An 11,782-nucleotide genomic window follows, 5' to 3' on the forward strand; every position below is an offset into this window, starting at 1 on the left:
AAGATCGCATTGCTTCGTCACGTCGCAGAAGCATTACGATCGTTCCGGTCACATGGACATGATGTTCGTTCCGATCACATGGACATGATGACCTTCGGGTCACACGGACATGATGATCTTGCCGATATGGTCGCCCGTCTCCATCTCGCGGTGCCCGTCGGCCACCTTGGCAAAGGGCAGCACGGAGTGGATCACCGGTGAGACCTTGCCCGCCTCGAGCAGCGGCCAGACCTTTGCCACCAGACCATCGCGGATCGCCTGCTTCTCCGCCGGCGTACGGGGACGGAGCGCCGAGCCCATCACATGCAGACGCTTTGTCAGGATCGGCGCGATGTTCGCCGCCTCGACTTTGGCGCCGCCGAGGAAGGCGATGATCGACAGGCGGCCGTCCTTCGCCAGCGAAGCGATGTTGCGGTCGAAGTAACGCCCGCCGACCATATCGAGGATGACGTCGACGCCGCGTCCATCCGTCTCTTCGATAACGACCGTTTTGAAGTCCTCTTCGCGATAGTTGATCGCGCGCTTGGCGCCGAGCGACTCGCAAGCCTGGCATTTTTCGGCGCTGCCGGCGGTGACGAAGACCTCGGCGCCGAAGGCCTTGGCAAGCTGGATCGCCGTCGTGCCGATGCCACTGGAGCCGCCATGGATGAGGATCGTTTCGCTCGCCTTCAAGCCGGCCATGTCGAAGACATTGGCCCAGACGGTGAAGAAGGTTTCGGGCAGAGCCGCCGCCTTCACCGCGTCATAGCCCTTCGGCCAGGCCAGCGCCTGGCTTGCCGGGACTGCCGCATATTCCGCATAGCCGCCGCCGTTGGCGAGCGCGCAGACTTTGTCTCCGATTTGAAATCCTTCCGCACCCGCGCCGAGCGCCACCACCTCGCCGGCCACTTCAAGGCCGAGGATCGGACTTGCACCCGGCGGTGGCGGATAGTCGCCCTTGCGCTGCAAGACATCGGGACGGTTGATGCCGGCCGCCTCCACCCGAACGAGGATGTCGCCCGGTTTGATCTCAGGCAACGGTCCCTTTTTCAGGACCATGTTTTCCGGTCCGCCTGGGGCCGGAAGATCGACGAAGTTCATTTCTGACGGAAGGGACATGGCACCACCTCATGCTGCTGATGCGCCACATCTAGCGCTGACGGCGTGCCGCGAAAAGGGTGGCGGTAGTATTGGCCGATCAGGGTTCGGCCGCCAGGAAGGACAGGATCTCGCCAGCCACCAGTGCCGGGCTTTCCCAATGAGGGTTGTGGCCATGGCCGGCCAAGCTGATCGAGCGCGCCGAGCCGATGGTTTCCGCCAGCAGCCGGCGATGCCCAGCGTCGAACAGCGGATCCTCACTGCCGCCGATCGCCAGCACCGGCAAACGCAACTGCCGCGCGGCGGCGCGAAGATCGGTCGCGGCAAGGCCATCGAGGATAGCGAGCCACGTCTGCGTCGGTATCTCTGCGGCCTCCTTGCGCATGTGCGCAAGGAACGCCGGGTCGACTGGTTGGTTGCAGGCGTGCCAGACATCGAAGAACGGGTGTTCCTGATCCAGCGGATCCTTCAACGCGCGGATCGCCCGCGCCGTTGGACTCCTCGCGTCGAGGCCCGGCTGCAGGCTGCCGGATAAAAGAACGAGGGCCCGGACCAGGTCCGGGCGAAGGGCGGCAAGCGCAATGGCGGTCATTGCCCCCATGGAATGGCCGATGACGACGATATCCCTCAGCGCCAGCCTATCGGCCAGACAAGCGAGATCCCGCGAAAAATCGGCAACCGTTGCCCCCGGCCCCGCCTGCGACGCGCCGTGGCCGGCGAGATCCGGAATGATCAGTCGATAGCCCACGAGGTGGGGCGCGACCAGCGAGAAAGAGCGGCTATTGTCGGAATAGCCGTGGAGCAGCAACAGCGCCGGCCCCTCGCCGCGATCGACATAGGCGAACTGGCGCCCGCCGGGCAGTTCGAGCCGCCGCTTCAGCGGCGACCAATCTTGCTGGTCGATGACGATCACAGTCCGAGCGCGGCCTTGACCGCGGCAAGCCCCGGCTGCCCGTCGAAGGTCGTCACCCCGGAAAGCCAGGCGTCGAGCCGCTGCGGCTCCTGCTCGATGGCCTTCTTGCCGGCCTCCTCCGGCGCCAGCCCGTCGCTCATCAGGGAACCCATGCCGCGGTTCTCGAAGTCGATATCGAAGCTCAGATTGTTGAGGAGCCTGGCGACATTCGGGCATTCCTGCAGGTAGCCCTTGCGCACCTGGGTCGAAACGGTCGCCGCGCCAAAGTCCGGTCCATAGAACTTGTCGCCGCCGGTCAGATACTTGATCGACAGGGCCGTGTTCATCGGATGCGGCGCCCAGCCCTGAAAGACGATGAAGGACTTGTCGCGAACCCGGCGCGTGACTTCCGCCAGCATGCCTTGCTCGCTTGATTCCACCACTTCCCAGCCATCAAGCCCGAGGCCCTGGTCCTTGACGGCATCCAGCATCAGCTGGTTGGAGCCGGGCTCGATGCCGTACATCTTCTTCTCGAATTTGTCGGCAAAGGTCTTCAGGTCCGCGAAATCCCTGACGCCCGCCTCCCAGACATAATCGGGTACGGCGAACGTGTACTTGGCCCCCTTCAGATTGGTGCGGACGGTTTCGACCGAACCGTCGTCCTTGTAGGGCTTGTAATAGGAGACCATCGCCGGGTCCCAATAGCCAAGGAAGACGTCGAGATCGCCGCTGCGCAGACTGGTGTAGATGACGTCAATGCCGAGCAGCTTGCTTTCGGGTTCATAACCCAATGCCTTGAGGACTGTCAGCCCGACGCCCGTGGTGAACGCCAGATCGTTCCAACCGGGCTCGGCCAGCCGGACTTGCCGACAGGATTGCGCCTCGCCGGCCAAGGCCGGAGAGGCGACGGCGACAACGGCAATGGTGGACATCAACAGTTTCAGCTTCGGCATCGCATCCTCCAGTTTGTCCATTCGGACTAATAATTGTCCCATGGGTCAACATTTGATCTTTCCGGAAAGTTTGTCAATGTGGGAATCGTTTGGAGGCGGCTGATGCGACTGACGAGGATAAGCGAGATCAGGCGGCGCGAGCTGCGCCGCGCGGCCTTTGAGGTGCTGCAGAAAGAGGGCATGGCCGGCGCGACGCTGGAGAAGGTCGCGACACACGCCGGCGCCTCCAAGGGCATCGTGCTGCATTATTTCGCCAACAAACAGGAGCTTTTCGAACATGCCATGCGCGAGGCGAACGCCGCGCTCAAGGAAGCGGTGGTCGTTCGGCTGAACCGCGCACGCACGCCGCGCGAGCGGCTAGAGGCGATCATTGAGGCGAACTTCGAGGAGCGCTTCTTCCAGCCTTCGGTCTGCCATGCCTGGCTTTCCCTTTGTGCCGAAGTTCCGCGCGAGCCGCAGCTTGCCCGCATCCAGAAGGTGATCCACGCGCGCATGCGCTCGAACCTGCTTTCCGCGCTCGTGGACCTGTTGCCGGCAGAAGACTGCGAGACCGTGGCGCTCGGCATCACTTCATTGATCGACGGCCTTTGGCTTAGGCTCGGATTGCAATCGGAAGGGCTGACGCGCGACACGGCGCTTTCCCAGATGCGCGACTATCTCGCCCATCGCATACCCGCGACCTAAGCGAGCCCGAAGACGGGAAATCAGCCGCCGAGTGCGTCCATGACAAGACCGGCTTCGCTGGTCTTGGCGCGGGATTTGATTTCGGCAATGCGGGCGCTGACGGCCTGGGCATCGGAGAAGACGAAGCCCTCCGGCAGCCCAAGGACGGCGATCGAGCAGCGCATCAGCGCGAATTCCTTCGGCGCACCGTCACGACCATGGCCGCTGATGCGGCCCTCGGCCTGGTGCTCCGCCGAGTAGAGCTGGCGCACGTCGGAGCGGAAATCGTCCAGCAGGCGGTTCAGCACCGCCTCCAGCTCCTCGACCGAACAGCCGCTGATGCCGACGAAGAAATCATCTCCCCCGACATGGCCGAGGAACTTCTCCTCACCGATGAAGTGACGGCGCAGGAGTGCGGCAAACAGCGTGATCGCGAGATCGCCCTTCTGGAAGCCGTAGGTGTCGTTGAACGGCTTGAAGTCGTCGAAGTCGCAATAGCAGAAGTAGCGGGCCTGATCGCCGTCGAGGATCGCGTCCTGGACGTAGTCGCGGATGGCGCGGTTGCCGGGCAGGCCCGTCAGCGGGTTCTGCTCCTGCGCCATCTTGAGCTGCTTTTCGTTGATGATCTTCAGAAGCGACGAGGCCGAAAGCGTACCGGCGTAACGCATGTTCTCCGTAAGGATCAGGCAATCGCTGCCGTCCATGCCGGCGAAGATCTTCAGCATTTCATCCGCGGGCGTATCGAGATCGGCGATCGGTGCCGGGCTGACGAAATGCGAGATCCGCCGCTGGTAGATCCGGTTCTTGAGGAGATCACGGCCGAAGGGGTGATAGATCAGCTCCTTGACGTGATACTCATGCAGAATGCCGCGCGGCTCGCCATTGGCGTTCAGAACCGGGAAGAAGCCCTGGCGCGGGTTTCGCCGGAAGAGATCGAAGACGGAATCGAGTTCATCGCTTTCGCGCACCGTCGGCAGTTGCTCGATCTGCTTGCGGATCAGGATACTGTCGAGCGAGGACGAGGGTCGCCTCACGCTGACGCTCTGATCGAGATGCGGATAGGCGGGCAGAAGCTCGCTGAGATGGGTGGTCGGCCGGGCGACGTAATAGCCCTGCACGAGATCGCAGCCGAGGTCGCGGCAGGTGAGGAACTCCGCCTCCGTCTCGACGCCCTCGGCGATGACCCGCGTACCAAGCACATGCGCGGTGTTGACGGTGTGGCGCACGAGGTGGCGCTTGCGGGCGTCAGCCTCGATGCCGGAGATGAAGTGCCTGTCGATCTTCACGTAATCGACCGGCTGGTCGCAGAGCAGCTTCAGCCCGTTGAAGCCAGCCCCGAAATCGTCAATGGCGAGCTTGAAGCCGGCGAGCCGGAGATCGCGCACGAGCGCGGAGAAGTCCGGCATCTTGCCGCTGTCGAAACGCTCGGAAAGCTCGAAGCAGAGCGACGAAGGGGCGATACCGGCGCGCTTCAGATGGTTGACGAGGCGCTCGACGATGTCGCCCTCGCCGCCGACGAGGCGCGAGTCGAAATTCAGAAACAGGGTGCGGGCGGAATGATCGGGCAGCGTCGCGAAGCCGGCGACGGCGCGGCTGTTGATCATGTGCTCCAGCGCCAGCAATTGCCCGGCTTCTTCCGCCTTGTCGAGCAGTTCCAGCGGCGAGGCAAAGCCCAGTTTCTGGAAGCCGCGCATCAGCGATTCGTAACCGAAGACGGTGCCGGTCGCCGCTTCGGCGATCGGCTGGAAGGCACTCTCGATCACCAGCTTGGCGAGCGTGACGATCTGGTCGTCGCCGAACCGGCGCAACGAGAGGATTTCGGCGGGGGCGGCGGACATGCCGGGCTCCAGAGACAGGGGAACGGACGATCGGACGCCGGCAGCATGGCCGCCAACTATCAACGAAGTCTTTCCCCATTATGAAGCTTTGATGAAAGCTTTGCCCGGGCGCCGATAACGGCCGCTTTCGTACGGCCGGGCACCCAGCTCGGAACCCCACAGGAAGGGGGCGGTTATCCCTTCGCCAGCACGCCGAAGGCGATCAGCGACAGGCCCTGCATCACCAGGTCGACGGCGAGGAAAAGGCCGAGGATCCAGAGACTGTTGACCGGCCAGCCGGCGGCGATGATGAGGCCGGCGGCAAGCGTGACCAGACCGCCGAGTGCCACCCATCCCCAGCCTTGTACTGGCCTGAGCTTGAGACCGACCCAGATGCGGAAGCAGCCGGCGACGATGAGGGCGATCGCCATCACGAAGGTCAGGAAGGACGAGGCAAGCAAGGGATTGATGAAGGCAAACAGGCCGGCGATCGTATAACAGGCGCCGCTGAGCCCCCAGTAAAGTACGCTGTCCCAGCCCTTGACCTGGAAGGCGTGGGCGAGATTGAAAAGCCCGCCGACCAGCATGATGATCCCGACATAATAGACCGAAGCGACCGTGGCCATCAGCAGATTGCCGAAGGCAAGGCCACCGCACATGATGAGCAGCACGCCGAGTGCTACGAACCACCCCCATTTGCGGGCAACCGCCGTCTTGTCGGCGTGATCGAATGCATGGGTCATTTCAACCTCCAGTCCTTCAGATCGCGGGATCGCTACCGGGAGGATTGAGCCGGATTTCTTCGAAAAAGGGAAGCGAAAACACCGAAGATTTTTATTGATTGATGAGTCAATCAAAAATAAACTGACCTCCGTCAAGGGAGAGACGGATGCCAAAGGTCGGAATGGAGCCAGTGCGCCGCAAGGCGCTGGTGGACGCAGCACTTCGCGTGATCGGCGACCAGGGCACGCTGACCGTCACCATGTCCGAGATCGCCCGCCACGCCGGCGTCTCCCCTGCCCTTGCCCACCACTATTTCGGCAGCAAGGAACAATTGCTGATCGAGACGATCCGCAGCCTGCTACGGCAGTTGCGCGACGACACGGTGACGGCGCTTCGCACGGTGGCAGGCCCACGCGAAAGGCTGAGCGCCTTGATCCGCGTCTCCTTCCAGGCAAGCCAGTTCGCCCCAGATACGATTGCCGCATGGCTCGCCTTCTATTCGGAGGCGCAACGGTCTGAGGAGGTGCGGCGGCTGCTCGTGGTCTATGCCCGGCGCCTGCGGTCCAATCTGCTGGCGAGCCTCAAGACGCTTTGTGCCGATGATGACGCGGAACGCATTGCCGAAGGCGCAGCTGCGATGATCGACGGGCTCTATATCCGCCAGAGTCTGCGTTCCGCGCCGATAAGCATCGAGGCTTCGATCGCGCTCACCGAAGACTATGTCACCTCGCACATCGATCGGCTCACATACCAGGGAACGGCCGCATGACCGCAAGACCGAACATCCTTATCATCATGGTCGACCAGCTGAACGGAAAGTTCTTTCCGGACGGACCGGCCGCGTTCCTGCATGCACCGCACCTGAAGGCACTCGCCGCCCGCTCGGCCCGGTTCCGCAACAATTACACCTCGTCGCCGCTCTGCGCCCCTGCCCGCGCCTCCTTCATGGCCGGCCAGTTGCCGAGCCGCACCCGCGTCTACGACAACGCCGCCGAGTACCAGTCCTCGATCCCGACCTATGCACACCACCTGCGCCGCGCCGGCTACTACACGGCGCTGTCGGGCAAGATGCATTTCGTCGGCCCGGACCAGCTGCACGGCTTCGAGGAACGGCTGACGACCGACATCTACCCGGCCGATTTCGGCTGGACGCCAGACTATCGCAAGCCCGGCGAGCGCATCGACTGGTGGTACCACAATCTCGGCTCGGTCACCGGCGCCGGCGTCGCCGAGATCACCAACCAGATGGAATATGACGACGAGGTCGCCTTCCTCGCCAACCAAAAACTCTACCAGCTTTCGCGCGAAAACGACGATGCGACGCGCCGTCCCTGGTGCCTGACCGTCTCCTTCACCCACCCGCACGACCCCTATGTGGCGCGCAAGAAATTCTGGGATCTCTACGAGGATTGCGAGCATCTGCTGCCCGAGATCGGCATGCTGGCGGAGGACCAGCAGGACCCGCATTCCAAGCGCATCATGCATTCCTGCGACTATGTCAATTTCGAACTGACGGAAGACAATATCCGCCGGTCGCGCCAGGCCTACTTCGCCAATATCTCCTATCTCGACGAGAAGGTCGGAGAGCTCATCGACACGCTGACGCGCACCCGCATGCTCGACGACACGCTGATCCTTTTCTGCTCGGATCACGGCGACATGCTCGGCGAGCGCGGCCTGTGGTTCAAGATGAATTTCTTCGAAGGTTCAGCCCGCGTGCCGCTGATGGTCGCAGGCCCCGGTGTGACGCCGGGTCTGCACTTGGCCCCGACCTCCAATCTCGACGTGACGCCGACGCTTGCCGATCTCGCCGGCATATCCATGGACGAGGTGAAGCCGTGGACCGACGGCATCAGTCTCGTGCCCATGATCAACGGTGAGGAGCGCTCAGAGCCGGTGCTGATGGAATATGCGGCGGAAGCTTCTTACGCCCCGCTCGTCGCCATCCGCGAGGGCAAGTGGAAATACATCCACTGCGCGCTCGATCCGGATCAGCTCTACGATCTCGACGCCGACCCGCTGGAACTGAAGAATCTGGCGGCCCATCCGGAAACGCCGGTGCAGGCGGCAACGCTGCAGGCCTTCCGCGAGATGTGCGCTGCTCATTGGGACATGGAGGCTTTCGACGCGGCCGTGCGCGAAAGCCAGGCGCGGCGCTGGGTGGTCTACGAGGCGCTCAGGAACGGCGCCTACTACCCCTGGGATCACCAGCCGCTGCAGAAAGCATCCGAGCGCTACATGCGCAACCATATGAACCTCGACAATCTCGAGGAATCCAAACGCTATCCGCGAGGAGAATGAGATGAAAGCCCAACCGCAAGCCTCGCACTTCATCGACGGCGAATATGTCGAGGACATCGAAGGCACCGTCATCGAGAGCATCTATCCGGCAACCGGCGAAGTGATCGCGCGCTTGCACGCGGCAACGCCCGCCATCGTCGAAAAGGCGATCGCCACGGCCAAGCGCGCCCAGCCGGAATGGGCGGCGATGAGCCCGACGGCCCGCGGCCGCATCCTGAAGCGTGCTGCCGAGATCATGCGCGAGCGCAACCGCGAGCTCTCCGAACTCGAGACACTCGACACCGGCAAGCCGATCCAGGAGACGATCGTCGCCGATCCGACGTCCGGTGCCGACAGTTTCGAATTCTTCGGTGGCGTCATCGCCACGGCGCTCAACGGCGACTACATCCCGCTCGGCGGCGATTTTGCCTATACCAAGCGCGTGGCCCTCGGCGTCTGCGTCGGTATCGGCGCCTGGAACTATCCGCAGCAGATCGCCTGCTGGAAGGGTGCGCCAGCGCTTGCCGCCGGCAATGCCATGGTCTTCAAGCCGTCGGAGAACACGCCGCTCGGCGCGCTGAAGATCGCCGAGATCCTGGTCGAGGCCGGCCTGCCGAAGGGCCTCTACAACGTCATCCAGGGCGACCGCACGACCGGTCCGCTGCTCGTCAACCATCCCGATGTCGCCAAGGTGTCGCTGACCGGCTCGGTCCCGACGGGCAAGAAGGTGGCGGGTGCGGCGGCGGCCGAACTCAAGCACGTCACCATGGAGCTTGGCGGTAAGTCGCCGCTGATCGTCTTCGACGATGCCGACCTCGAGAGCGCCATCGGCGGTGCCATGCTCGGCAACTTCTATTCGACCGGCCAGGTCTGCTCGAACGGCACCCGCGTCTTCGTGCACAAGGGCATCAAGGAGCAGTTCCTGGCGCGGCTGAAGGCCCGCACCGAGGCGATCGTCATCGGCGACCCGATGGACGAGGCGACGCAGCTCGGCCCCATGGTCTCGATGCCGCAGCGCGACAAGGTCTTCTCTTATATCGAAAAGGGCAAGGCCGAAGGTGCGCGGCTTTTGACCGGCGGCGGCATTCCGAATGCCGTCAACGCAGAAGGCACCTATATCCAGCCGACGGTTTTTGCCGACGTCACCGACGACATGACGATCGCGCGCGAAGAGATCTTCGGGCCGGTCATGTGCGTGCTCGATTTCGACGATGAGGCCGAGGTGATCGCTCGGGCCAATGCCACCGAATTCGGCCTTTCCGCCGGCGTCTTCACCGCCGATATCACCCGCGCGCACCGCGTGGTCGATCAGTTGGAAGCCGGGACGCTGTGGATCAACACGTACAATCTCTGCCCGGTGGAGATCCCCTTCGGCGGCTCAAAGCAGTCTGGCTTCGGCCGCGAGAATTCGGTCGCCGCGCTCAACCACTACAGCGAATTGAAGACCGTCTATGTCGGCATGGGGCCGGTACAGGCGCCGTATTGAGAATTGGGGCCCCTCCATCGAGAGGCGGCTCCACCTCCCTCATCCTCGGGCGAGCGAAGCGAGTTCCGGGGATCCAGCAGCGCCACGTCTGTGGCGCACAAGAGTCTTCAAGCGACAGACGTCGCTTGGCTGGATTCCTGTGACAAGCACAGGAATGAGGGGTGAAAGCGCCAGATAGGTCGAACGCGAGACGCTAGAAGAAAGACCACGCTTATGCAGGCAGATTACATCATCATCGGCTCCGGCTCCGCCGGTTCGGCGCTCGCCTACCGCTTGTCCGAAGACGGCAAGAACACGGTGCTGGTGCTGGAATATGGCGGCTCGGATATCGGCCCCTTCATCCAGATGCCGGCGGCCCTTGCCTGGCCGATGAGCATGAAGCGCTACAACTGGGGCTATCTCTCCGAACCGGAACCGAATCTTAACAACCGGCGCATCACCGCGCCGCGCGGCAAGGTGATCGGCGGCTCCTCCTCGATCAACGGTCTCGTCTATGTGCGCGGCCATGCGGAAGACTACAACCGCTGGGACGAGCTCGGCGCACGCGGCTGGGCCTATGCGGACGTGCTCCCCTATTTCAAGCGCATGGAAAATTCGCATGGCGGGGAAGCCGGCTGGCGCGGCACCGACGGGCCGCTGCACGTCAAGCGCGGCCCGGTCCACAACCCGCTGTTCCACGCCTTCATCGAAGCGGGCCAACAGGCCGGTTTCGAACTCACCGACGATTACAACGGCTCGAAGCAGGAAGGCTTCGGGCTGATGGAGCAGACCGTCTGGCAGGGCCGGCGCTGGTCGGCGGCGAACGCCTACCTGAAGCCGGCAATGAAACGGCAAAACGTCTCGCTCGTGCGCTGCTTCGCCCGCCGCATCGTCATCGAGAACGGTCGCGCGACCGGGGTCGAGATCGAGCGCGGCGGCAAGATCGAGATCGTCAAGGCGAACCGTGAGGTGATCGTCTCGGCGTCATCGTTCAATTCGCCGAAACTGCTGATGCTCTCGGGCGTTGGTCCGGCACAGCACCTCAAGGACATGGGTATCGAGGTGAAGGTCGACCGGCCCGGCGTCGGCCAGAACCTGCAGGACCATATGGAATTCTATTTCCAGCAGATTTCGACCAAGCCGGTCTCGCTCTATTCCTGGCTGCCCTGGTTCTGGCAGGGCGTTGCCGGCGCGCAATGGCTGTTCTTCAAGAAGGGCCTCGGCATCTCCAACCAGTTCGAGGCCTGCGCCTTCCTGCGCTCCGCACCCGGCGTCAAACAGCCGGATATCCAGTACCACTTCCTGCCGGTGGCGATCAGCTATGACGGCAAGGCGGCGGCCAACACCCACGGCTTCCAGGTGCACGTCGGCTACAATCTTTCCAAGTCCCGCGGCAACGTCACGCTGCGCTCCTCCGATCCGATGGCCGATCCTGTCATCCGCTTCAACTATATGAGCCACCCGGAGGACTGGGAGAAGTTCCGCCACTGCGTGCGCCTCACCCGCGAGATCTTCGGCCAGAAGGCCTTCGATCACTATCGCGGCCCGGAGATCCAGCCGGGCGAGAAGGTGCAGTCGGACGAGCAGATCGACGACTTCCTGCGCGAGCACCTGGAAAGCGCCTATCACCCTTGCGGCACCTGCAAGATGGGCGCCAAGGACGATCCGATGGCGGTTGTCGATCCGGAAACCCGCGTCATCGGCGTCGATGGCCTGCGCGTCGCCGACAGCTCGATCTTCCCGCATGTGACCTACGGCAACCTCAACAGCCCGTCGATCATGACCGGCGAGAAGGCAGCCGACCACATTCTCGGCAAGCAGCCGCTGGCGCGCTCCAACCAGGAGCCGTGGATCAACCCGCGCTGGGAGGTCAGCGACCGATAAGGATCGCGTGCACCAGAGCGCCGTGCGT

The 11,782-nt window shown here is 63.2% G+C and carries 10 protein-coding genes; 5 read left to right on the top strand and 5 right to left on the bottom strand.

Annotated elements, in window-relative coordinates; genetic code table 11:
• Positions 1 to 99 precede the first annotated feature (99 nt).
• The 3 genes from ACTJKM_RS00695 to choX all read right to left on the bottom strand — a co-directional run bounded on the left by ACTJKM_RS00695 (position 100) and on the right by choX (position 2,922).
• Positions 100 to 1,098, bottom strand: a complete 999-nt coding sequence (locus ACTJKM_RS00695) for an NAD(P)H-quinone oxidoreductase (RefSeq protein ID WP_112995358.1) — start codon at positions 1,096 to 1,098, stop codon at positions 100 to 102.
• Between the two features lie 79 nt (positions 1,099 to 1,177).
• On the bottom strand, positions 1,178 to 1,990 hold the full coding sequence (locus ACTJKM_RS00700; RefSeq protein ID WP_063893296.1) for an alpha/beta fold hydrolase: 813 nt from the start codon (positions 1,988 to 1,990) through the stop codon (positions 1,178 to 1,180).
• Positions 1,987 to 2,922: a choline ABC transporter substrate-binding protein gene (choX, locus tag ACTJKM_RS00705; protein ID WP_057250565.1), complete on the bottom strand. Its 936-nt coding sequence runs from the start codon at positions 2,920 to 2,922 to the stop codon at positions 1,987 to 1,989. Before choX ends, ACTJKM_RS00700 begins: the two co-directional genes overlap by 4 nt.
• Positions 2,923 to 3,024: 102 nt before the next feature.
• Between choX and betI (ACTJKM_RS00710) the strand changes: the two genes are divergently transcribed.
• Complete coding sequence (gene betI, locus ACTJKM_RS00710; protein WP_057250567.1) at positions 3,025 to 3,606, top strand: choline-binding transcriptional repressor BetI; 582 nt, start codon at positions 3,025 to 3,027, stop codon at positions 3,604 to 3,606.
• A gap of 20 nt (positions 3,607 to 3,626) precedes the next feature.
• Here the strand turns inward: betI (ACTJKM_RS00710) and ACTJKM_RS00715 are convergent, their stop codons facing one another.
• Both ACTJKM_RS00715 and ACTJKM_RS00720 read right to left on the bottom strand, forming a co-directional pair.
• Complete coding sequence (locus ACTJKM_RS00715) at positions 3,627 to 5,423, bottom strand: GGDEF domain-containing protein (RefSeq protein ID WP_112995357.1); 1,797 nt, start codon at positions 5,421 to 5,423, stop codon at positions 3,627 to 3,629.
• A 173-nt stretch (positions 5,424 to 5,596) separates the two neighbouring features.
• Complete coding sequence (locus ACTJKM_RS00720) at positions 5,597 to 6,145, bottom strand: HdeD family acid-resistance protein (protein WP_057250571.1); 549 nt, start codon at positions 6,143 to 6,145, stop codon at positions 5,597 to 5,599.
• A 146-nt stretch (positions 6,146 to 6,291) separates the two neighbouring features.
• Here ACTJKM_RS00720 and betI (ACTJKM_RS00725) point away from each other — a divergent pair, with 146 nt between their 5' ends.
• From betI (ACTJKM_RS00725) to betA, 4 genes are all read left to right on the top strand, one after another.
• Positions 6,292 to 6,894 (top strand): transcriptional regulator BetI, encoded by a 603-nt coding sequence (gene betI / locus ACTJKM_RS00725; RefSeq protein ID WP_112995356.1) that lies wholly within the window; start codon positions 6,292 to 6,294, stop codon positions 6,892 to 6,894.
• Positions 6,891 to 8,426 (top strand): choline-sulfatase, encoded by a 1,536-nt coding sequence (gene betC, locus ACTJKM_RS00730; RefSeq protein WP_112995355.1) that lies wholly within the window; start codon positions 6,891 to 6,893, stop codon positions 8,424 to 8,426. The genes betI (ACTJKM_RS00725) and betC overlap by 4 nt, the downstream gene beginning before the upstream one ends.
• A 1-nt stretch (position 8,427) precedes the next feature.
• Positions 8,428 to 9,891: a betaine-aldehyde dehydrogenase gene (gene betB, locus ACTJKM_RS00735; RefSeq protein WP_440659816.1), complete on the top strand. Its 1,464-nt coding sequence runs from the start codon at positions 8,428 to 8,430 to the stop codon at positions 9,889 to 9,891.
• Positions 9,892 to 10,104: 213 nt separating this feature from the next.
• Positions 10,105 to 11,754 carry a choline dehydrogenase gene (gene betA / locus ACTJKM_RS00740; RefSeq protein ID WP_440659818.1) on the top strand — a complete coding sequence of 550 codons (1,650 nt, stop codon included), beginning with the start codon at positions 10,105 to 10,107 and terminating at the stop codon, positions 11,752 to 11,754.
• Positions 11,755 to 11,782: the final 28 nt, after the last annotated feature.

It is taken from the genome of Ensifer sp. 22460, assembly GCF_052044935.1.
Lineage (GTDB): Bacteria > Pseudomonadota > Alphaproteobacteria > Rhizobiales > Rhizobiaceae > Ensifer.

Excerpts from the sequence above, each read along its gene's own strand:
- ACTJKM_RS00695 (WP_112995358.1), bottom strand. The coding sequence starts at position 1,098 with ATGTCCCTTCCGTCAGAAATGAACTTCGTCGATCTTCCGGCCCCAGGC.
- choX (WP_057250565.1), bottom strand. The coding sequence starts at position 2,922 with ATGCCGAAGCTGAAACTGTTGATGTCCACCATTGCCGTTGTCGCCGTC.
- betI (WP_057250567.1), top strand. The coding sequence starts at position 3,025 with ATGCGACTGACGAGGATAAGCGAGATCAGGCGGCGCGAGCTGCGCCGC.
- ACTJKM_RS00715 (WP_112995357.1), bottom strand. The coding sequence starts at position 5,423 with ATGTCCGCCGCCCCCGCCGAAATCCTCTCGTTGCGCCGGTTCGGCGAC.
- ACTJKM_RS00720 (WP_057250571.1), bottom strand. The coding sequence starts at position 6,145 with ATGACCCATGCATTCGATCACGCCGACAAGACGGCGGTTGCCCGCAAA.
- betI (WP_112995356.1), top strand. The coding sequence starts at position 6,292 with ATGCCAAAGGTCGGAATGGAGCCAGTGCGCCGCAAGGCGCTGGTGGAC.
- betC (WP_112995355.1), top strand. The coding sequence starts at position 6,891 with ATGACCGCAAGACCGAACATCCTTATCATCATGGTCGACCAGCTGAAC.
- betB (WP_440659816.1), top strand. The coding sequence starts at position 8,428 with ATGAAAGCCCAACCGCAAGCCTCGCACTTCATCGACGGCGAATATGTC.
- betA (WP_440659818.1), top strand. The coding sequence starts at position 10,105 with ATGCAGGCAGATTACATCATCATCGGCTCCGGCTCCGCCGGTTCGGCG.